The organism is Streptomyces sp. NPDC044106 (assembly GCF_056433985.1).
On sequence record NZ_JBWKFZ010000002.1, the window covers coordinates 47911 to 68639 of the forward strand.

Genomic DNA, 20729 nt, shown 5'->3' on the forward strand with positions numbered 1-20729 from the left:
CCTACGCCTCCGGGGCCTCGAACTTGGACGTGCGCTGCATGCCCGCCGCACGGCCCTTCCCGGAGATGACGAGCGCCATCTTCCGGCTCGCCTCGTCGATCATCTCGTCGCCGAGCATCGCCGAGCCCTTCTTGCCGCCCGCCTCGGACGTGTAGTACTCGTACGCGTCCAGGATCAGTTCGGCGTGGTCGAAGTCGTCCTGCGAGGGCGAGAAGACCTCGTTGGCAGCCTCGACCTGGCCGGGGTGCAGCACCCACTTGCCGTCGAAGCCGAGCGCGGCGGCGCGGTTCGCGACCTCGCGGTAGCCGTCGACGTTCTTGATCTGGAGGTAGGGGCCGTCGATCGCCTGGAGGTTGTTGGCGCGGGCGGCCATCAGGATCTTCATCAGGATGAAGTGGTAGGCGTCCGCCGGGTAGCCGGGCGGCTGCTCGCCGACGACCAGGGACTTCATGTTGATGGAGGCCATGAAGTCGGCCGGGCCGAAGATGATGGTCTCCACGCGCGGGGAGGCCTCGGCGATGGCGTTGACGTTGTTGAGCCCCCGCGCGTTCTCGATCTGCGCCTCGATGCCGATCTTGCCGACCTCGAAGCCCATCGTCTTCTCGATCTGGGTGAGGAGGTAGTCGAGGGCGACGACCTGCTCGGCGCTCTGCACCTTCGGCAGCATGATGCAGTCGAGGTTCTGGCCCGCGCCCTCGACGACCGTGACGACGTCGCGGTACGTCCACTCGGTGGTCCAGTCGTTGACGCGCACGACCCGCGTCTTGCCCGTCCAGTCGCCCTCGTTGAGGAACTTGACGATGGTGTGCCGGGCCTCCGGCTTGGCGAGCGGCGCGCAGGCGTCCTCCAGGTCGAGGAAGACCTGGTCGGCGGGGAGGCCCTGGGCCTTCTCCAGGAAGCGGGGGTTCGAGCCCGGTACGGCAAGACAGGAGCGCCGGGGGCGGAGTCGGTTGATGGGCGCGGTCATGCGGGGACCTCCAGAGGGTCGAGCTTGTTCGCTTTCCGGATCTCGTCGACGATACGGCCGATGATCTCGGTGATGCCGAAGTCCTTGGGGGTGAAGACGGCGGCCACACCCGCCGCCTTCAGTTCCTCGGCGTCGCTGTTGGGGATGATGCCTCCGGCGATGACGGGGATGTCGGGTGCGCCGGCCTCGCGCAGCCGTACGAGCACGTCGGGCACGAGTTCCGCGTGCGATCCCGAGAGGATCGAAAGGCCCACCGCGTGCACGTCCTCGGCCAGCGCCGCGTCGACGATCTGCTCGGGCGTGAGGCGGATGCCCTGGTAGACCACCTCGAAGCCGGCGTCCCTGGCGCGCACGGCGATCTGCTCGGCGCCGTTGGAGTGCCCGTCGAGGCCGGGCTTGCCGACCAGGAAACGGAGCCTGCCGCCGCCGAGGTCCTCGGCGGTCCGCGCCACCTTCTCGCGGACGAGGGCGAGCGGCGAGCCCTCCTCCGCGGCGACCGCCACAGGAGCGCTGGAGACGCCCGTGGGAGCCCGGAACTCCCCGAAGACCTCCCGCAGGGCCCCGGCCCACTCCCCGGTCGTCACACCGGAGCGTGCGCACTCCAGGGTGGCCTCCATGAGGTTGCCCGTCCCGGCGGCCACCTCCTTGAGCCGCTGAAGGGCCTTGCAGGGGCGCGGGTGGTTGAACGGCGGCTGGTAGCGGTTGTCGCGCCAGTGCGCCAGGGCGTTGACCACGCGCGCCTCGACCGCAGGGTCGACCGTCATGATCGCCGCGTCCAGGTCGGCGGTGAGCGGGTTCGGCTCGGTGGACTCGTAGGAGTTCACGCCGATGATCTTCTCCTCGCCCGACTCGATGCGGGCCCGGCGCTCGGCGTGCGAGGAGACGAGCTGCGACTTGAGGTAGCCGGACTCGACGGCGGCCATCGCGCCGCCCATCTTCTCGATCCGGTCCATCTCGGCGAGGGACTCCTCGACGAGCGAGGCCACCTTGGCCTCGATGACGTGCGAGCCCGCGAAGATGTCCTCGTACTCCAGGAGGTCGCTCTCGTGCGCGAGGACCTGCTGGATGCGCAGCGACCACTGCTGGTCCCAGGGCCGGGGCAGGCCGAGCGCCTCGTTCCAGGCGGGCAGCTGCACGGCACGCGCGCGTGCGTCCTTGGAGAGCGTGACGGCCAGCATCTCCAGGACGATGCGCTGGACGTTGTTCTCCGGCTGGGCCTCGGTCAGGCCGAGCGAGTTGACCTGCACGCCGTAGCGGAACCGGCGGTGTTTCGGGTTCTCGATGCCGTACCGCTCGCGCGTGACCTGATCCCAGATCCGCCCGAACGCCCGCATCTTGCACATCTCCTCGATGAACCGGACACCCGCGTTCACAAAGAAGGAGATGCGGGCCACGACGTCCCCGAACTTCTCTTCGGGGACCTGCCCCGAGTCGCGTACGGCATCGAGAACCGCGACGGCGGTGGACATCGCGTACGCGATCTCCTGGACCGGTGTGGCCCCCGCCTCCTGGAGGTGGTAGCTGCAGATGTTGATGGGGTTCCACTTGGGGATGTGGGCCACCGTGTACGTGATCATGTCGGTGGTCAGGCGCAGCGAAGGACCCGGCGGGAAGACGTGCGTCCCGCGCGAGAGGTACTCCTTGACGATGTCGTTCTGCGTCGTCCCCTGGAGCTTGGTGATGTCCGCACCCTGCTCCTCGGCGACCACCTGGTAGAGCGCCAGGAGCCACATGGCGGTGGCGTTGATCGTCATCGAGGTGTTCATCTGCTCCAGGGGGATGTCCTGGAACAGCCGCCGCATGTCGCCGAGGTGCGAGACGGGCACACCGACCCGGCCGACCTCGCCGCGGGCGAGGATGTGGTCCGGGTCGTAGCCGGTCTGCGTGGGCAGGTCGAAGGCGACCGAGAGGCCCGTCTGCCCCTTGGCGAGGTTGCGCCGGTACAGCTCGTTGGACGCTTCCGCCGTGGAGTGACCGGCGTACGTCCGCATGAGCCACGGCCGGTCCTTCTGACGCTCTGTCATGTTCCGCTGCTCCTCAGTGCGTTCGGCTCAGTGCGGTCAGACGTTGCGGAAACGGTTGATCGCGTCGATGTGCTTCTCCCGCATCTCGTGGTCGCGCACGCCGAGGCCCTCCCCGGGCGCCAGGGCGAGGACGCCGACCTTGCCCTGGTGGAGGTTGCGGTGGACGTCGTAGGCCGCCTGGCCGGTGTCCTCCAGGCGGTACGTCCTGGAGAGCGTGGGGTGGATCTTGCCCTTGGCGATCAGGCGGTTGGCCTCCCACGCCTCGCGGTAGTTGGCGAAGTGGGAGCCGATGATGCGCTTGAGGGACATCCACAGGTAGCGGTTGTCGTACTCGTGCATGTAGCCCGAGGTCGAGGCGCAGGTGGTGATGGTGCCGCCCTTACGGGTGACGTACACGGAGGCGCCGAACGTCTCGCGGCCGGGGTGCTCGAAGACGATGTCGATGTCCTCGCCGCCGGTGAGCTCACGGATGCGCTTGCCGAACCGCTTCCACTCGCGCGGATCCTGCTCGTGCTCGTTCTTCCAGAACTTGTAGTCCTCGGCGTTGCGGTCGATGATCGCCTCGGCGCCCATCGCGCGGCAGATCTCCGCCTTCTGGGGGCTGGAGACGACGCAGATGGGGTTGGCGCCGCCGGCGAGCGCGAACTGCGTCGCGTAGCTGCCGAGGCCGCCACTCGCACCCCAGATCAGGACGTTGTCGCCCTGCTTCATGCCGGCGCCGTTGCGGGAGACCAGCTGGCGGTAGGCGGTGGAGTTCACCAGGCCGGGGGATGCGGCCTCCTCCCAGCTCAGGTGGTCCGGCTTCGGCATCAGCTGGTTGGACTTGACCAGGGCGATCTCGGCGAGTCCGCCGAAGTTGGTCTCGAAGCCCCAGATCCGCTGCTCGGGGTCGAGCATCGTGTCGTTGTGCCCGTCGGAGGACTCCAGCTCGACGCTGAGGCAGTGCGCGACGACCTCGTCGCCGGGGTTCCAGGCGTTCACGCCGGGCCCGGTACGCAGCACGACGCCCGCCAGGTCGGAACCGATGATGTGGTACGGCAGGTCGTGGCGCTTGGTCAGCTCGCTCAGCCTCCCGTAGCGCTCCAGGAAGCTGAAGGTGGACACCGGCTCGAAGATCGAGGTCCACACGGAGTTGTAGTTGACCGAGGAGGCCATGACGGCCACCAGGGCTTCTCCGGGGCCGAGTTCGGGGATCGGCACGTCGTCCAGGTGGATCGACTTGCGCGGGTCCTTGTCGCGGGTGTCCAGGCCCGCGAACATCTCCGTCTCGTCCTTGTGCACGGTGATCGCGCGGTACGAGTCGGGCAGGGGGAGAGCGGCGAAGTCGGCGGACGTGACCGCGGCGGAGCCGCTCGCGGTCGAGGTCTGGGCCTGAATCGCGTCCAGGATTTCCTTCACGGTTTTGCCTCCGGCGAAGAAGCGTCTGAGGGAACGCTCTTGAGGGTTGCGTCGGGTGCTGAAGTTGCGGTGGAGGTGTGCCGTCGGTTCGGCGGAGGTGGTGCTCGGCGACGCCTTGGTGGGGCGTGGGAGGTGCCTGTGACGCAGGCGTCCGGGCGCACAAGCCGGGGCTTGCGGGGACAGCCGGCGTACGGAGGATCTCTGTACGCTGGCCGCCCGGACACCTTCAACGTATGGCACCGCGTGCCAACGGGCAAGACACTGGGTGCCATGAATTTTTGACCGATGATCGATCAGTGCAGGTCAGAGGGGGTGGCGGCACAGCGAAGGGGGCGCTACCGGTGGGTAGCGCCCCCTGAAAAGCCAAGGACGAAACGGTGCGAAAGGGTGACTATCGACGCCTACGAGCGCTCGCGCAGCGCCTTCTCGATGGTCCTCATGACCTCGTCGAGGGGCGCGTCCGTGCGGGCCACCGTGACCAGGACCTCGCCCTGCGCGGAGGCCGTCGCCGAGGCCGGGGCGGGCAGGGTGTCGCGGCCCGCGCCGATGCCGCTGCCGAAGGTGCGGCGGACGATCGCGAAGGCGCGGTCCAGCTGCGTCTCCACGTCACCCTGGCCGCCGGCCCGCAGCCAGCGCCGCAGGACGTGGTTGTGGGCGGTGACCACGGCGGAGGCGGCGACCTCCGCGAGCAGCGGGTCGTCGTTGCCGTCGTGGTGCGCGTGCTCGTCGAAGTGGCCGAGCAGGTAGCGGGTGAAGAGCCGCTCGTAACGGGCCACGGAGGCGATCTCGCGCTCGCGGAGCGTCGGGACCTCGCGGGTGAGGCGGTAGCGCTCCACGGAGACCGCGGGCGATGCCGCGTACATCTTCATGACTTCCTTGATGCCCCGGCACACCGTGTCCAGCGGGTGCTCGTGCGGCGGCGCCGCGTTGAGCACCGCCTCCGCGCGGATCAGGGTGTCGTCGTGGTCGGGGAAGATCGCCTCTTCCTTGGAGCGGAAGTGCCGGAAGAAGGTCCGGCGGGCGACGCCCGCCGCCGCGGCGATCTCGTCGACCGTCGTCGCCTCGTACCCCTTGGACGCGAAGAGCTCCATGGCCGCCGCCGCCAGTTCCCGGCGCATCTTGAGCCGTTGGGCGGCGGCACGGCTGCCCGCGGCACTCTCCGGAGCGTCGGGGCTTGCGTTGCGTGAGGACTTGGCGGCCTTGGACATGCCACGAACGTACTGCATGTGCGCGGCGAGGTGCTCCTGAGGGACGGGGCCGCCCGAGGGTCCGAGCAGCCCGCCCCAGTCCGTCCGATCGCCCAGGTGCCCCCCGGCCGGCTCAGCGCCGGGCATATTCGCGGAAGCCACGACCCGTCTTGCGGCCGAGGCAGCCCGCGGCCACCAGGTGTTCGAGCAGCGGCGCCGGGGCCAGGCCCGGGTCGCGGAACTCGCGGTGCAGGACCTTCTCGATGGCCAGCGAGACATCCAGGCCGACGACGTCCAGGAGCTCGAAGGGGCCCATGGGGTAGCCGCCGCCGAGCTTCATCGCGGCGTCGATGTCGTCCAGCGTCGCGTAGTGCTCCTGGACCATCTTGATCGCGTTGTTGAGGTAGGGGAACAGCAGCGCGTTCACGATGAAGCCGGCGCGGTCGCCGCAGTCCACCGGGTGCTTGCGGATCTTCGCGCAGACCTCGCGGACCGTGGCGTGCACGTCGTCCGCGGTGACCACCGTGCGGACCACCTCGACCAGCTTCATCGCCGGGGCCGGGTTGAAGAAGTGCATGCCGATCACGTCGCGCGGCCGGGAGGTGGCGCGGGCGCAGGCCACGACCGGCAGCGAGGACGTCGTGGTGGCGAGGATGGCGCCCGGCTTGCAGACCTTGTCGAGCGTCCCGAACAGCTGCCGCTTGATCTCCAGGTCCTCGGCGACGGCCTCCAGGGCCAGATCGACGTCGGCGAACGCCTCGTACGACCCGGCCGGGGTGATCCGCTCCAGCGCCCGCGCCGCGGCCTCGGCCGTCATCCTGCCCTTGTCCACGGAACGGGAAAGGGACTTCCCGATGCGCGACCTGGCGGTCTCGGCCTTCTCCTCCGTGCGCGCGGCGAGGACCACGTCGAAGCCGGCCTTGGCGAAGACCTCCGCGATGCCGGACGCCATCGTCCCTGAGCCCGCGACACCCACCGACCGCACCGTGCGCCCCGGCCCGCGCACCTCGCCCTCCGGCGGGGTCTGCGCGTCGCGCACCACCTCCGCGCCGCCCGGCTCGGCGTACGTGTAGAAGCCGCGGCCCGCCTTGCGGCCGGTAAGACCCGCCTCGCTGAGCTGCTTGAGGATCGGCGCGGGCGCGTGCAGGCGGTCCTGCGACTCCGCGTACATCGCGTCGAGCACCGTGCGGGCGGTGTCCACGCCGATCAGGTCGAGCAGCGCGAGCGGGCCCATCGGCAGCCCGCAGCCCAGCTTCATCGCGGCGTCGATGTCCTCCCGGGAGGCGTACTTCGCCTCGTACATCGCGGCGGCCTGGTTGAGGTAGCCGAAGAGCAGCCCGTCGGCGACGAAGCCGGGCCGGTCGCCGACGGCGACGGACTCCTTGCCCAGGGCGTACGCGAGCTCGGTGACGGAGGCGACGGCGGCGGGCGCGGTCAGCACGGACGAGACGACCTCGACGAGCTTCATCGCGGGCGCCGGGTTGAAGAAGTGCAGGCCCAACACCCGCTCGGGGCGCGCGGATTCCGCGGCGAGGCGGGTCACGGACAGCGCGTTGGTGCCGGTCGCGATGATCGTCTCGGGGCGGACGACGGTGTCGAGCTCGCGGACGACCTGCTGCTTGATCTCGTACGACTCCGGGACGACCTCGATGACCAGGTCGGCGTCGGCCGCGGCCCGCAGGTCGGTGAAGGTGCGGAAGCGGGCGAGGACGCCGCGGCGCTCCTCCTCGGTGAGGCGCTCCCGGCGCACGGCACGGGCGGTCGAGGCCTCCAGGGACTCGACGGCGCGGGCCACCGCCGCCTGGCTGATGTCGATGCCGATGACCTCGCGGCCCGCGCGGGCCAGGACCTCGGTGATGCCGGTGCCCATCGTGCCGAGACCGATGACGGCGACGGTGTTCAAGGGAGTGTCCATGCGTGGACTCCAGGAAGAGAGTGACGACTGAGGGGCGCGCGGGTGCGGCGGCTGCCTGGCTGCCGCACGGCGGCGGGGAGTGGTGCGTGTCGCGTCCCGGGCGGCGCGCAGGGCACGCCCGGTGAAGAAGCCGACCGGCCCTGTCCCGGGGCCACGTCGTACTGAGGTACATGAAGTACCGAACCGACCGGACACTCGCGGCGGCTGCGTCACCAGGCCACCGCGAGAAAAGGAACTGCTGCGAGGAGTGTGCCCCGCTCACATGAGGTTAACCGGCAAGTAATGAGCGCGCCAGCCCTCGCGAGTTCCCTCGGCGGCCCGATCTGTGTGATCTACGTCGCGACTGCTGGGTAAGGCTCTAAGGTCTGCCTTTCGGGTCGGGCCGGACTTGGGTGGCTTTGCCTTGGGTGGGGCTCGAGCGGTGTTCGGTGCGTGCAGCTGCAAGGCGGAGGAGGGTGGCAATGCGGAGCGTTGACAACCGACGGCAACGCCGCAGATGTGCGTGCCAGGCCACGCGACCCCGGACAGATCCGAAAGGCAGGCCCTAGGCTCGCGGCCATGGATGAGGAGTTGCGGACGGTGACGGAACGCTTACGGGCCGAGGCGGGTGGGGCCAAGGAGTACGACTGGATGGTCGCCACCGATGACCTCGACGCACTCGCCGAGGTGCTCGTCTCGCCCGGGCAGCCCCTGTGGGCCCGGGAGTTGGCGGCGGTCAGACTCGGCGTCGCCGGTGACCGCAGGGCCTTCGAGTCGCTCGTCCTCCTCCTCAACCACCGGGACCCGCCGCGGTGCGCCGCCGCGGCGCACGCCCTCGCGCGGCTCGGCGACCCGCGCACGGCACGCGCCGCTGCCGCCCTCGCGACGAACGAGCTCCGGATCGCCTACGCGCTCTACCCCGTGCGCCTGCTGACCGAGCTGCGCGCCCCCGAGTCGGCGCCCGCGCTGATCACCACGCTCCAGCGCAGGCTCGCCCCGCACGATCCGTACGGCAAGATCGCCCTCGCGTGCGTGGAGGGGCTCGGGGCGCTGGGCGACGGCCGGGCGAGGCCCGTGCTGATGGCCGCGCGCGGCCACCCGCGCCTCGCGGCAGCGGCCTCGGCGGCACTGGCGCGGCTGCCGGAGTGAGGGGGGCGGGCGCCCCTACTCCGACACCACAGCGAACGCCTCTATCTCCATCAGGAACTCGGGGGCGACCAACGCCGCAACCTGCACCGCCGAGGACGCGGGGAGCCGCTCCGGGTCCAGGAAGGCGTCCCGCGCGGTGCGCACGGCCGGCATGTGCGCCATGTCCGTCACGAAGTACGTCAGCTTCACGACGTCCTCGAAGGTCGCGCCCGCCGCCGCGAGACAGCGCCGCAGGTTCTCGAACACCTGCCGGGCCTGCGCCGCCGCGTCGCCCTCGCCGACGAGCTTTCCGTCCTCGTCCAGGGCCAGTTGCCCGGAGACGGCCACGAGGCGGCCCGTGCCCATGACGACGTGGGTGTACGCGGTGGCGGGGGCGACGCCCTCGGGGGCGCTGATGCGGGTCAGTCGGCTCATGACCCCATGGTGGACCACGGGTGTGACAACGCCCCGCGCCCGAAGGCCGCAAGCGCTCCGCGCACGGTGTCCGACCTGCCCTTCGTGGCGTGCGGCGGCTTCGGGTCGGGCAGCGCCTCGCAGACCGCGTCGACCTCGCCGTCGCTCTGTGGCACCTTGCCGTTCCTCAGGTACGCGGCCAAGTGCCGGTCCAGGCAGCGGTTTCCGCGCAGGGTGATGCCGTGGTTGCCGCCGCCCTGCTCGACGACCAGCCGGGAGCCGCCCAGGTTCCGGTGCAGGGCGATGGCGCCGTCGTACGGGGTGGCGGGGTCGTCGGTCGCCTGGAAGAGCAGGACCGGGGGCAGCTCGGAGTTGGCGGTGTCCGGCGGGCTCAGGTGGTGGGTCGGCCAGAACGCGCACGGGGCGTTGTACCAGGCGTTGTTCCAGGTGGCGAACGGCGCCTTGGCGTGCGCCGCGTCGTTGTCGTCGCGCCACGTGCGCCAGTCGCGCGGCCACTGCACGTCCCGGCACTGCACGGCGGTGTAGACGCTGTAGCCGTTCTCGCCCGCGGCGTCCACGGCGCCGATCCCCTCGTACGCCTTGACCAGCGGGCCCGTCTCCTTGCCGTTCGCGTACGCGGCGAACGCCTTCGCCAGGATGGGCCAGTAGCCGTTGAAGTAGGCGCCGGGCATGAAGGTGTCCTCCAGCTCGGCGCCGCCCACCTTCTTGCCCGCGGGCTTCCTGGTGACCGCCTTCCGCATCGCGTACCACTTGGCCTCGACCCTCCCGGGGTCCTTGCCCAGCCGGTACGTCGCGTCGTGCCGGGCGATCCAGGCCATGAACGCCTTGTGGCGGGCGTCGAACGCGTAGTCCTGGCGGAGGTTGTCGTCGTACCAGACGCCCGTCGGGTCGACGAGGGAGTCGAGCGCCATGCGGCGCACCCGGTGCGGGTAGAGCTTTCCGTAGAGCGCGCCCAGGTAGGTGCCGTAGGAGTAGCCGTAGTAGTTGATGCGCTCGGCCTTCAGGGCGGCACGGATCGCGTCCATGTCCTGGACGACGCTCACCGAGTCGATGAAGGGCAGGATGTCCCCGTACTTCGACTCGCACGCCCGCGCGAACTTCCGTGCCCTGTCGAGGTTGGCGCGCTCCAGCGCGGCCGTGGTGGGGACGGTGGCGGGGCGCACGGGGGAGAAGTGTCCGGGGCGGCAGTTGAGCGCGGGCCTGCTCTTGCCCACGCCCCGCGGGTCGAAGCCGACGACGTCGTACTGCGCCGCCACCTTCTTCGGCAGCGCCCCGGCGACGAAACCGGCCATGGCGAGCCCGCTGCCGCCCGGCCCGCCGGGGTTCACCAGGAGCGGTCCCTGGAAGCTCTTCGCGGTGTGCGGGACGCGGGACAGGGCGAGGGTGAGCTGTCTGCCGCCCGGCTCCTGGTGGTCGAGCGGGACCTTCAACGACGCGCACTGGAGCGTCGGACGGTCCTTGGTCGCGCACTTCTTCCACGTGAGCGAGGGGTGCGCGAGGAGAGGCGGGGCCTGCGTGCGGAGCTGTGGCGGAGGGGCGGCGCCGGGGGCGCCCGCGGCGGGTGGCACCGCCGTGACCATTGCGGCTGCCACAGCGGCGACTGAGCAGAGTACGACGGCGCGCTTCTTCATCCGGCCTCCCGGAGCGGTGGGTTCGGGGCGCAACAGGCCGTGGCCCCTGCCGCATGATCCCGGAAGCGTCACCGGGAAGTGGCCGCTCCGGGCGGGAGATGACCCGAAAGAGGCACGTCGGTCGAAGGCAGGCTCTCAGAGCCTGTCTTTGAACCCCCGCCTGCGCAGCGACGCCCGGCACGCGCCCTCGGCGCACGGAGTTCCAGGACAGGTGGCTCCGCCACATGACCTGGAACTCCGCACTCCGATCGCACGCACCGAACGCCGCTGCGCCCGCGCTTCGCGCGGACGACGGGGGTTCAAAGACAGGCTCTCAGAGCAGCGTGAGCTGGGTGGGTCCGGCGGCGGGCGCGGGTTCCTCGGGGAGGCGGATCCGTCGCGACGCCCCCGCGCGCGTGGGTCCTATGCCGAACTCCTCGGCCAGCTCGTGCACATGACGCGTGACGCGGCGCTGGTACCACTTCGGGGCGTAGGCCCCCTCCGCGTACAACCGCTCGTAGCGCCGGACCAGATGCGGGTGGTGCTGCCCGAGCCAGGCCATGAACCATTCGCGCGCGCCAGGGCGCAGATGCAGTACCAGCGGTGTCACGGAGGTCGCGCCGGCCGCGGCGACGGCCCGCACCGTGGCGCGCAGCTGGTCGGGGTGGTCGCCCAGGAAGGGGATGACGGGCGCCATCAGGACGCCGCAGCCGATGCCGTGGTCGGTCAGGGCGCGTACGACGTCGAGGCGCCGCTCCGGGGCGGGGGTGCCCGGCTCGACGGTCCGCCACAGCTCCTGGTCGACGAAGCCCACGGAGACGGAGATGCCGACCTCCGTCACCGCGGCGGCCTGCCGGAGCAGGTCGAGATCGCGCAGGATCAGTGTGCCCTTGGTCAGGATCGAGAAGGGGTTTCCGCGGTCGCGCAGCGCCTCGATGATGCCGGGCATCAGCCGGTAGCGGCCCTCCGCGCGCTGATAGCAGTCGACGTTCGTGCCCATGGCGATGTGGTCGCCGTGCCAGCGTGGCGAGGCGAGCTGTCGGCGCAGCAGCGCGGCGGCGTTGACCTTGACGACGATCTGGCTGTCGAAGCCGAGACCGGTGTCGAGGTCCAGGTAGCTGTGGGTCTTGCGGGCGAAACAGTAGACGCACGCGTGCGTGCACCCCCGGTAGGGGTTGACCGTCCATTCGAACGGCATGCGGGACGCACCGGGCACCCGGTTCACGATCGACCTGGCCCGGACCTCGTGAAAGGTGATCCCGCGGAACTCGGGGGTGTCGAAAGTCCGCGTGGTCACCGCGTCCGCGCCGAACAGTGCGGCATCGGCGGTCGCCCTCGGGCCCGGCCCTTCGGAGAGGTTCTCCCAGCGCATGACACCTCCTCGGTAGCACTGACCACAGAATAGAACACATGTTCCCTTGATCGTGCGAAGGCGGAACCCGGCCGTCGGGCCGTGCATGATCGAAGGCATGCTCGTCGAGTCCCTGTCCGTCGCCGCCCTGGTCGTGGTGCTTGTCTGCGCCGTCGTCCGCCCGTTCCGGTGGCCCGAGGCCGCCTTCGCCGTGCCGGCCGCCGGCGTCGTGATCCTGTCCGGGGCGATCCCGCTCGACGACGTGCGGGACGAGGCCGCCCGGCTCGGCCCGGTGATCGGCTTCCTCGCGGGCGTCCTTGTGCTCGCCAAGCTCTGCGCCGACGAGGGGCTCTTCCACGCCTGCGGCAGCTGGATGGCGCGCCGGGCCGCGGGTCGCCCCCGCCGGCTGCTCGGCGCCGTCTTCGCCTTCGCCTCGGTGATCACCGCCGCCCTGAGCCTGGACGCCACCGTGGTCCTGCTGACCCCGGTCGTCTTCGCCACGGCCGCGCGCATGGGCGCCCGCCCCGCGCCGCACGTCTACGCGAGCGCCCACCTGTCCAACACCGCGTCCCTCCTGCTGCCGGTCTCGAACCTGACCAACCTCCTCGCCTTCACCGCGACCGGCCTGAGCTTCACGCGCTTCGCGCTGCTCATGACGCTGCCCTGGCTGGTCGCCGTCGCGGTCGAGTACGCGGTCTTCCGGCGGTTCTTCGCCGCCGACCTCGACGCCCCGACGCAGGGCGCCGAGGCCGAGGAGCCGCCGGACATGCCGCTGTTCGCCCTGGTGACCGTCGCGGCCACGCTCGCCGGGTTCGCGGTGGCCTCAGCCGTCGGGGTCGACCCCGCCTGGGCGGCCGCGGCAGGGGCGGCCGTCCTCGCGGTCCGGGCCCTGCTGCGCCGCCGTACGACACCGGCGGCGATCCTGCGCTCCGCCTCGTGGCCGTTCCTGGCCTTCGTCCTCGCCCTCGGCGTCGTCGTCAGGGCCGTCGTCGACAACGGCCTCGGCGACGCCCTCGGGCGATTCCTGCCGGACGGCACCGCGCTGCCCGCGCTCCTCGGCACCGCCGCCGTCGCCGCCCTGCTCGCCAACCTGATCAACAACCTGCCGGCCGTCCTCGCCCTGGTCCCGCTGGCCGCGCCGTCCGGTCCCGGCGCCGTCCTCGCCGTACTCATCGGCGTGAACATCGGCCCCAACCTCACCTACGCGGGATCCCTCGCCACGCTCCTGTGGCGCCGCATCGCCCACCAGCACGACCACGACGTCGATCTGGGCCGCTTCACCCGCCTCGGACTCCTCACCACTCCGGCCGCCCTCGTCCTGTCGACCCTCGCGCTGTGGACCTCGCTCAGGCTCCTGCCGGGCTGAGAGCCTGTCCCGCCAAGCCCCCGACCGGGGACCCGATTTGGGGGGCCGGTACGCCGGGTGGTTGGCTTTCCACGAAGTCCCCGAGGAACACACATGCTGGAGGAAGTGCAATGGCGCAGGTCGAAGCGGTCGCGGAGCGGACCATCACGGCAAAGCCGGACGACGTCTTCGACGCGCTGGCCGACTACAACGGCACGCGCGAGAAGCTCCTCTCCGAGCACTTCAGCGAGTACGAGGTGCGCGAGGGCGGTGACGGCGAGGGCACCCTCGTCCACTGGAAGCTCCAGGCCACCAGCAAGCGCATCCGCGACTGCCTCCTGGAGGTCAGCGAGCCCACGGACGGCGAGCTGGTCGAGAAGGACCGCAACTCCTCCATGGTCACGACCTGGACGGTGACGCCGGCCGGTGAGGGTAAATCCCGCGTGGTCGTCACCACCGTCTGGAACGGCGCGGGCGGCATCGGCGGCTTCTTCGAGAAGACCTTCGCGCCCAAGGGCCTGGCCCGCATCTACGACGCCGTGCTCGGCAACCTCGCCGCCCACGTCGAGAAGTAGGCCCCGCGCCGGGCGGGCGGTCCGATCCGGGCCGGGCCGGTCCGTCCGCCCGGCCAACTCCCGCCCGACCACTCAGCGTTGCTCTCACGCTCACCGTTTCGAGTGGTTTTCTGTTCGGTCCCGTTGTACGCCGTAGGGCTCCCACCGGCGCTTACGCCCATGGAACCCCGCGCGAGGGTGACTCGTCGCGCTTGCTCGCTGTTGTCGCGTAATGCGAGAAATGGGCGGCGCAGGCGCGACGAGGGGAGCAGGACGTGGGCGGGACGACGCTGGTGAAGACCACCGGTCAGGACCAGCAGAGCCGGCAGGACGAGCGGAGTGAGCGGGCCGCGGGGGACGGGCGGCACCGTGAAGGGGCCGGCCCGCCCGCCGTACAGGGCGGTCAGGGGCGGGGCCAGGCGCCGCCACCGCCCCCGGACCCCACGGGCCACGGGCTCAGCCCCAGCCGCGTACGGATGGTCTTCGTGGGGCTGATGCTCGCCCTGCTGCTCGCCGCCCTGGAGCAGATGATCGTCGCCACCGCGCTCCCGAAGATCGTCGGCGAGCTGCACGGCCTCGACAAGATGTCCTGGGCGATCACCGCCTACCTCCTCACCTCCACCATCGGCCTGCCCATCTACGGCAAGCTCGGTGACCTCTTCGGGCGCAAGGGCGTCTTCCAGTTCGCCATCGTCGTCTTCGTCATCGGCTCGGCGCTCGCCGGCTGGTCGCGGACGATGGACCAGCTCATCGCCTTCCGGGCGCTCCAGGGCGCCGGTGCGGGCGGCCTGATGATCGGCGTACAGGCGATCATCGCGGACATCGTGCCGCCCCGGCAGCGCGGCCGCTACATGGGCCTGATCGGCGCCGCGTTCGGCCTCGCCTCGGTCGCGGGGCCCCTGCTCGGCGGCTTCTTCACCGACCACGTCTCCTGGCGCTGGTGCTTCTACTTCAACGTGCCCTTCGGCCTCGTCACCCTCCTCGTCGTCACCCTCGTACTGAAGCTGCCCAAGCGCACCGGCAGGGCCCGGCTCGACGTGCTCGGCGCGCTCCTGCTCGCCGCCGCCTCCACCTGCCTCGTCCTGCTCACCAGCTGGGGCGGTACCGAGTACGCGTGGGGCGACCGCGTGATCGTCGGGCTCGGCGTCGGGGCCGTCGTGGCGAGCGTGCTCTTCCTGGTCGCCGAGCGGTTCGCCGCAGAACCGATCATCCCGCTGCGCCTCTTCCGTGACCCGGTCTTCAACATCACCTCTCTGGTGGGCATGGTCATCGGAGTCGCCCTCTTCGGAGCGGCCAGCTACCTGCCGACCTTCCTGCAGATGGTCGACGGCGCGAGCGCCACCGAGTCCGGCCTCCTGATGCTGCCGATGATGGGCGGCATCGTCGGCGCGTCCATCGTCTCCGGGCAGCTCATCAGCCACACCGGGCGCTACAAGGTCTACCCGATCCTCGGCGGCGTCCTGTCCGTCATCGGCATGTGGCTGCTCTCGCGGCTCGAGGCCGACACCTCCCGGCTGCAGTACAGCGTCTGGATGGCCGTCCTCGGCGCGGGCATCGGCCTGGTCATGCCGGTCCTGGTGCTCGCCGTGCAGAACGCGGTGCGCCCCGCCGACCTCGGCACCGCCACCAGTGCCAACAACTACTTCCGGCAGATCGGCGGCAGTGTGGGCGCCGCGATCTTCGGCACGCTCTTCGCCGACCGGCTCGCCGACGCCCTGCGCGACCGGATCCCCGCCGGCGCGGGCAAGGCCCTGCCCGACGCCGAGTCCATCACCCCGCAGCTCGTCCACACGCTGCCCGCGCCGCTGCGCGACGGCTACATCCAGGCGTACGCCGACGCGATGCCGCGGATCTTCCTCTACCTGGTGCCGGTGCTCGTCCTCGGCATGCTGCTCGCCTTCTTCCTCAAGGAGACACCCCTGTTGTCCAGCACCACCTCCCCCAGCGCACCGGCCGACGAACCGGGAACCGTCCCCCACGCCCGCCAGGCGCCGTACGCCGCCGGGGTCCCGGTCTGCGGCACCGTGCAGCACCCCGACGGCACCGTCGTGCCCCGCGCGGCCCTCACCCTCATCGACGTGGGCGGGCAGCAGATCGGGCGCGGCGCCAGCGGAGAGGACGGACGGTACGCCCTGTCCACGCCGGGGACGGGCTCCTTCGTGCTGATCGCGGCGGCGGGCGGCCACCAGCCGCAGGCCGTCACGGTCACCGTCGGCGAGCGGCCCGTCGAGCTCGACGTGGTCCTCGGCGGGGCGGGCCGCCTCGCCGGGACCGTGGTGACCGCCGACGGCACGGCCGTCAGGGACGCCGCCGTCACCCTCACCGACGTCCGCGGCGAGGTCGTCGCCACCACCCGCAGCGGCCGTGAGGGCGGCTACGTCATCACGGAGCTGGTGGCCGGCGAGTACACGCTCGCGGCCAGTGCCCCCGCCTTCCGCCCCGCCGCGCTCCCCGTCACCGTGCAGGCCTCGCGGGAGACCCGCCAGGACGTGGAGCTCGCGGGCGGCGCCGTGCTGCGCGGCACCGTGCGGGCCGGCGGTGGGCGGCCCGTCGAGGACGCGCGCGTGACCCTGCTCGACGCGGCGGGCAACGTCGTCGACACCCTGACCACCGCGGCGGACGGCACCTTCCGCTTCGTCGACCTGTCCTCCGGCGAGTACACCGTGATCGCGGCGGGCTACCCGCCGGTCGCCACCGTCCTCCAGGTCGCGGGCGGCGGCCGCACGGAGCGGGACCTCCAGCTCGGGCACGAGGACTAGGGCCCGCAGCCAAGGGGGGCGTGCGCCGGTGTCCCCGCTGTGCGGGCAATTCCCGTATTGACCCGCACGGCAACCCGCGTCAGCCGTACGGTGGTTGGTGGCGGCCCAGATCTTGCGCCGCCGCGGGAAGGAGCATGAGCCATGGAACGAGGCACTCCAGGCGAGCCGGTGACGCAGAGTGCCGCGTCCGGACGCATTCCCCTGGCCGTGGTCGTCGTCGACGGAGCGGGCCTCGTCTCGCACTGGAGCGTCGGAGCGCGCCGCCTCTTCGGGTACGGCAAGGAGGAGGCCGTCGGCTGCCCGGTGGGTGATCTGCTCCCGGTGCACGGCGCGATCCAGGAGGACCGAGAGTCCTACGAGGCGTACGACGGACTCGGCCCCGACCTGGAGACCTCCCTCGACGGACGCATCTCCTACCCGGCCGCGGGCCGGGCGCGTCTCGCCGGACCGGGTGACGGGCGCGACCAAGGGCGCATCGACGTGCTGTGGTGGGCGTATCCGCTGATCGGCCCGGGACCCGAGCGGCTCCTCGTGCTCGCCGCCGACGCCGCGCGGCTGACCGCGGCGCAGGAGCCGGACGGCGGGCGGGGCGAGGGCGAGGAGCAGGCCGAGCGGATCGCGCCCGCCTTCGCCCTGCACACCGACTTCCCTGGCGCGGACGAGCTCGCGGCCAGGCTGCCCGAGATCCTGCCGAGCATGAGTGTGGACGAAAGCGCCCGTATCGTCGCCCAGGTGCTCGAACTGGGCTATCCCGTCCTGGAGTTCAGCAGGCACGACCGGGTGCCCGTCACCCCGGACTGGGGCGTCGCCCGCCGGGCGGAGCGCAAGGAACGCAGGCAGCGCGCCGCACAGGCCGCCGCGGGCGGGCTGCCCGCGGCCCCGGACGCGGCGGAGGAGGAGGGCGAGGACCTCGAGTACGCGGCGGTGCGCGAGCACCTCGAATTCCTCAACGAGGTCAGCGGGCGCATCGGCTCCTCGCTCGATCTGTCGCAGACGATCCTGGAGGTCAGCAGGGCGGTCGTGCCACGCTTCACGGACGTCGCGGGCACCTATCTGCGCGAGCAGGTCGTCGCGGGCGAGGGCTTCCCCGAGGGCGTGCCGGACGAGACCACCATGTGGCACCGGGTCGCCCTGGAGCACACCGACGAGCCGGGGCGCTGGGACGACGTGGTGCCGGTGGGGGAGTCCATGCCGTTCCCCGCGCACACGCCGTTCTTCCAGTGCATGACCTCGGGTGACCCCGTGCTCGTGCCGCGCATCTCCGAGGAGATGGGCAACGCCATCGCCTCCCAGTTCGAGAAGCGCGACATCCGCCCGCTGATCACCAACCGCTCCATGCTCGTCGTGCCCCTGAAGGCGCGCAACGTGGTGCTCGGTTTCATGATCCTGCTGCGGCACCGGGAGCGGCCGGTCTTCAACGACATGGACCGCGTCACCGGTGCCGAACTGGCTGCCCGCGCGGGCCTCGTGCTCGACAACGCCCGCATGTACACGTACCAGGAGAGCGTCGCCGACACCCTCCAGGACAGCATGCTGCCGCACATCCAGCCCCGGATGTCCGGCTGTGACATCGCCACCCGCTACCTGCCCGGCACGCTCCTCGGCCGGGTCGGCGGCGACTGGTTCGACTCCGTCAAACTGCCCGGCTCAAGGACCGCGCTCGTCGTCGGCGACGTGATGGGCCACGGGCTCAACTCCGCGGCCATGATGGGCCAGTTGCGCACGGCGGTGCAGACCATGGCCGCCCTCGACCTGCCGCCCGAGCAGCTCCTGCGCAACCTCGACGACCTGGCGCAGCGCCTCGGCGAGCACTATCTCGCCACCTGCCTGTACGCGGTCTACGACCCGATCGCGGGCGAGCTGCACCTGGGCAACGCAGGCCACATCCCGCCCGTCCTGGTCCGCGCCGCGGACGGCCGCAGCGAACTCCTCGACCTGCCCACAGGCGCGCCCATCGGCGTCGGCGGCGTGCCCTTCGAGTCGGTCGTGGTGCGGGTCTCCCCCGGCGACCGGCTCCTGATGTGCACCGACGGACTCGTCGAGGTCCGCGGTGAGGACATCGGCGTCGGCCTCGCCACGCTCACCGAGTCCGCCGCGCACCCCGCCGCCTCCATGGACGCCGCCTGCGACACGATCATCCGCGCGCTCAACACGCGGGGCGGCCGCAAGGACGACGTGGCGCTCCTGATGGCCAGGCTCAACGGCATCGCGGCGAAGGACGTCGCGGACCACCGGCTCGCCGTCGACCCCAGCGAGGTGGGCAGGGCCCGCGAGCTGGTCCGCTCCCAACTGCGGGCGTGGTCGCTGCAGTCCCTGGGCGACACCGCCGAACTGCTCGTCAGCGAGCTCGTCACCAACGTCGTACGGCACTCCGGCAGCGCCTGGGTCCACCTGCGCCTGGTCCGCTCCGGGACCCTGGTCTGCGAGGTCGAGGACGGCGACCAGACGCTGCCGACGCTCCTCAACGCGGGCCCGGACGACGAGTTCGGGCGCGGCCTGCACATCGTCAGCGCACTGGCGAAGGAGTGGGGCACGAGCCGGACGCGCCGGGGGAAGACGGTCTGGTTCGAACTGTCCCTGCCGCGCCGCTGAGAGCCTGTGTCAGCTCCCGGGCAAGGCGGGGCGCGCGCTCGTGCGCCCGGCGGGTACGTATCGAATGACCGGTGAAGGAATGCGCGGGTGCCTTGTCCGTGTGCCCCCGGCGCGGTAGACCGATCTTGCCGCCGGCTTCGGCGGCTCTCGTCGCGGACTGGGGAGCACGGACATGAGTGTCACGAGTCGGTACAGGGAGGCGTGGGAGGGGTTCTGGCGGGACGCCCCCGAAGAGCCGGGAGCTGTCTTCTGGGACGCCGAGCCCGCCCTCACCGCGGGTCTGCACCTCGCGCTCTTCGAACCGCACATGACCGCGGGCGGCCTGCCCGTCGTCGACCTCGGCTGCGGCAACGGCACGCAGACGCGGTTCCTCGCCGACCGTTTCCCGCGCGTCCTCGGCGTCGATCTGTCGGCGGCCGCCGTCGACCACGCCCGGCGCGCCGACCCGGCGGGGCAGGCCGACTTCCGCCAGCTCGACCTGGTGGAGAGGGCCGAGGCGGAGCAGCTGCACGCGGAGCTCGGGGACGTCAACGTCTACATGCGGGGCGTCCTGCACCAGTGCGAGCCCGCCGACCGGCAGCCGCTGGTCGACAACATCGCCACGCTGCTCGGCGAGCGGGGCCGCGCCTTCCTCTTCGAACTCTCGGAGGCGGCGCGCCCGGTCCTGATGGGCCTGGCGCAGAACCCCGCGGGTCCGCCGCCGAAGCTGGCCCCGGTCTTCGCGCACGGCCTCACCCCCGCCGAGGTCGCCGACGGGGCGGTGGACGCGTGCGTCGGCGCCGCCGGGCTCACGGTCATCGCCGGAGGCGAACTCCCGCTGTCGACGACGGAGTTCGCCCCGGACGGTACGCGCATCGAGCTGCCGTCGCGGTGGCTGGTGGTGGGGCGCGCGGGCTGACGGGAGGCGCTCAGCCGTCCACCTTGATCGTCTTCATGGTGAGGTGGGAGGTGAGGCGCAGGATGGCGGGCAGGCCGCTGAGCTTCTGGGTGAGGAAGGCCTCGTACGCGCCGTGGTCGGCCACGGCGGCCCGGATGAAATAGTCCGGACGCCCGTACATCCGCCGGAACTCGATCACCTCTTCGTACGAGGCCACCGTGGTCTCGAACTTCTCGGTGGTCTTGCGGTCATTGGCGTAGATCTCGACGTCGATGAGCACTTCGAGCCCGCGGCCCAGGGCTGCCGGATCGATGACGGTCCGGTAGCCGGTGATGACACCGGTCTCCTCCAGGCGCTTGACCCGCCGCAGGCACGGCGGCGGTGTCAGGCCCACCAGCTTGGCCAGTTCGACGTTGGTCAGCCGACCGTCCTGGCGCAGGTGAAACAAAATTTCGCGGTCAAGGGCATCCAGCCCACCTTCATTGCTCATACGAAGATCATAGGGCCACAAACGGCAACCATATTAGGCGGGCACTTGCCTAAAGTGTCCGCATGCACATATCCTCCGCGGTCGCCGACCGGCCCCAGCTCTCCGTCACCCCCTCACC

The 20729-nt window shown here is 71.2% G+C and carries 15 protein-coding genes; 6 read left to right on the forward strand and 9 right to left on the reverse strand.

The annotated features are described in order from the left end of the window. Nucleotide 1: 1 nt before the first annotated feature. The 5 genes from AC07DI_RS02995 to AC07DI_RS03015 form a co-directional block, all read right to left on the reverse strand. Entirely contained in the window at nucleotides 2–967 is a 966-nt protein-coding gene (locus AC07DI_RS02995) for an HpcH/HpaI aldolase/citrate lyase family protein (RefSeq protein WP_384258500.1), read from the reverse strand. Next, nucleotides 964–2991: a protein meaA gene (locus tag AC07DI_RS03000; protein WP_478901783.1), complete on the reverse strand. Its 2028-nt coding sequence runs from the start codon at nucleotides 2989–2991 to the stop codon at nucleotides 964–966. Before AC07DI_RS03000 ends, AC07DI_RS02995 begins: the two co-directional genes overlap by 4 nt. A gap of 36 nt (nucleotides 2992–3027) precedes the next feature. Next, a complete protein-coding gene (ccrA, locus tag AC07DI_RS03005) occupies nucleotides 3028–4389 on the reverse strand; it encodes a crotonyl-CoA carboxylase/reductase (RefSeq protein ID WP_384258496.1) in 1362 nt (453 codons plus the stop codon). A 401-nt stretch (nucleotides 4390–4790) separates the two neighbouring features. After that, nucleotides 4791–5597 carry a TetR family transcriptional regulator gene (locus AC07DI_RS03010; protein WP_384258494.1) on the reverse strand — a complete coding sequence of 269 codons (807 nt, stop codon included), beginning with the start codon at nucleotides 5595–5597 and terminating at the stop codon, nucleotides 4791–4793. 112 nt (nucleotides 5598–5709) lie between these two features. Further along, on the reverse strand, nucleotides 5710–7491 hold the full coding sequence (locus AC07DI_RS03015) for a 3-hydroxyacyl-CoA dehydrogenase family protein (RefSeq protein ID WP_478901785.1): 1782 nt from the start codon (nucleotides 7489–7491) through the stop codon (nucleotides 5710–5712). Between the two features lie 558 nt (nucleotides 7492–8049). Between AC07DI_RS03015 and AC07DI_RS03020 the strand changes: the two genes are divergently transcribed. Next, the gene (locus AC07DI_RS03020) at nucleotides 8050–8619 is read left to right on the forward strand and encodes an adenylosuccinate lyase (protein ID WP_384258489.1); all 570 of its coding nucleotides are present in this window, start codon (nucleotides 8050–8052) and stop codon (nucleotides 8617–8619) included. Between the two features lie 15 nt (nucleotides 8620–8634). On the opposite strand, the gene AC07DI_RS03025 is transcribed toward AC07DI_RS03020, so the two are convergent. The 3 genes from AC07DI_RS03025 to AC07DI_RS03035 all read right to left on the reverse strand — a co-directional run bounded on the left by AC07DI_RS03025 (nucleotide 8635) and on the right by AC07DI_RS03035 (nucleotide 12015). Continuing rightward, nucleotides 8635–9033 (reverse strand): RidA family protein, encoded by a 399-nt coding sequence (locus AC07DI_RS03025; protein WP_478901787.1) that lies wholly within the window; start codon nucleotides 9031–9033, stop codon nucleotides 8635–8637. After that, the gene (locus AC07DI_RS03030) at nucleotides 9030–10664 is read right to left on the reverse strand and encodes an alpha/beta hydrolase (RefSeq protein WP_478901788.1); all 1635 of its coding nucleotides are present in this window, start codon (nucleotides 10662–10664) and stop codon (nucleotides 9030–9032) included. The genes AC07DI_RS03025 and AC07DI_RS03030 overlap by 4 nt, the downstream gene beginning before the upstream one ends. A 313-nt stretch (nucleotides 10665–10977) precedes the next feature. Beyond that, the gene (locus AC07DI_RS03035) at nucleotides 10978–12015 is read right to left on the reverse strand and encodes an Rv2578c family radical SAM protein (protein WP_478901789.1); all 1038 of its coding nucleotides are present in this window, start codon (nucleotides 12013–12015) and stop codon (nucleotides 10978–10980) included. 97 nt (nucleotides 12016–12112) lie between these two features. On the opposite strand from AC07DI_RS03035, the gene AC07DI_RS03040 reads away from it, so the two are divergent. The 5 genes from AC07DI_RS03040 (at nucleotide 12113) to AC07DI_RS03060 (ending at nucleotide 20142) form a co-directional block, all read left to right on the forward strand. Continuing rightward, a complete protein-coding gene (locus AC07DI_RS03040) occupies nucleotides 12113–13360 on the forward strand; it encodes an SLC13 family permease (protein ID WP_478901790.1) in 1248 nt (415 codons plus the stop codon). A gap of 110 nt (nucleotides 13361–13470) precedes the next feature. Beyond that, nucleotides 13471–13914: an SRPBCC family protein gene (locus tag AC07DI_RS03045; RefSeq protein ID WP_478901791.1), complete on the forward strand. Its 444-nt coding sequence runs from the start codon at nucleotides 13471–13473 to the stop codon at nucleotides 13912–13914. A gap of 254 nt (nucleotides 13915–14168) precedes the next feature. Beyond that, entirely contained in the window at nucleotides 14169–16652 is a 2484-nt protein-coding gene (locus AC07DI_RS03050; RefSeq protein ID WP_478901793.1) for an MFS transporter, read from the forward strand. Between the two features lie 141 nt (nucleotides 16653–16793). Further along, nucleotides 16794–19244, forward strand: a complete 2451-nt coding sequence (locus AC07DI_RS03055) for an ATP-binding SpoIIE family protein phosphatase (protein WP_478901795.1) — start codon at nucleotides 16794–16796, stop codon at nucleotides 19242–19244. Between the two features lie 172 nt (nucleotides 19245–19416). Further along, complete coding sequence (locus AC07DI_RS03060; RefSeq protein WP_478901797.1) at nucleotides 19417–20142, forward strand: class I SAM-dependent methyltransferase; 726 nt, start codon at nucleotides 19417–19419, stop codon at nucleotides 20140–20142. A gap of 10 nt (nucleotides 20143–20152) precedes the next feature. On the opposite strand, the gene AC07DI_RS03065 is transcribed toward AC07DI_RS03060, so the two are convergent. Further along, nucleotides 20153–20611 carry an Lrp/AsnC family transcriptional regulator gene (locus AC07DI_RS03065; RefSeq protein ID WP_384258453.1) on the reverse strand — a complete coding sequence of 153 codons (459 nt, stop codon included), beginning with the start codon at nucleotides 20609–20611 and terminating at the stop codon, nucleotides 20153–20155. Between the last annotated feature and the right edge of the window lie 118 nt (nucleotides 20612–20729).

Coding starts and splice junctions, on each gene's coding strand:
- AC07DI_RS02995 (WP_384258500.1), bottom strand. CDS start 967: ATGACCGCGCCCATCAACCGACTCCGCCCCCGGCGCTCCTGTCTTGCC.
- AC07DI_RS03040 (WP_478901790.1), top strand. CDS start 12,113: ATGCTCGTCGAGTCCCTGTCCGTCGCCGCCCTGGTCGTGGTGCTTGTC.
- AC07DI_RS03060 (WP_478901797.1), top strand. CDS start 19,417: ATGAGTGTCACGAGTCGGTACAGGGAGGCGTGGGAGGGGTTCTGGCGG.
- AC07DI_RS03055 (WP_478901795.1), top strand. CDS start 16,794: ATGGAACGAGGCACTCCAGGCGAGCCGGTGACGCAGAGTGCCGCGTCC.
- AC07DI_RS03010 (WP_384258494.1), bottom strand. CDS start 5,597: ATGTCCAAGGCCGCCAAGTCCTCACGCAACGCAAGCCCCGACGCTCCG.
- AC07DI_RS03020 (WP_384258489.1), top strand. CDS start 8,050: ATGGATGAGGAGTTGCGGACGGTGACGGAACGCTTACGGGCCGAGGCG.
- AC07DI_RS03000 (WP_478901783.1), bottom strand. CDS start 2,991: ATGACAGAGCGTCAGAAGGACCGGCCGTGGCTCATGCGGACGTACGCC.
- AC07DI_RS03015 (WP_478901785.1), bottom strand. CDS start 7,491: ATGGACACTCCCTTGAACACCGTCGCCGTCATCGGTCTCGGCACGATG.
- AC07DI_RS03025 (WP_478901787.1), bottom strand. CDS start 9,033: ATGAGCCGACTGACCCGCATCAGCGCCCCCGAGGGCGTCGCCCCCGCC.
- AC07DI_RS03035 (WP_478901789.1), bottom strand. CDS start 12,015: ATGCGCTGGGAGAACCTCTCCGAAGGGCCGGGCCCGAGGGCGACCGCC.
- AC07DI_RS03065 (WP_384258453.1), bottom strand. CDS start 20,611: ATGAGCAATGAAGGTGGGCTGGATGCCCTTGACCGCGAAATTTTGTTT.
- AC07DI_RS03045 (WP_478901791.1), top strand. CDS start 13,471: ATGGCGCAGGTCGAAGCGGTCGCGGAGCGGACCATCACGGCAAAGCCG.
- AC07DI_RS03030 (WP_478901788.1), bottom strand. CDS start 10,664: ATGAAGAAGCGCGCCGTCGTACTCTGCTCAGTCGCCGCTGTGGCAGCC.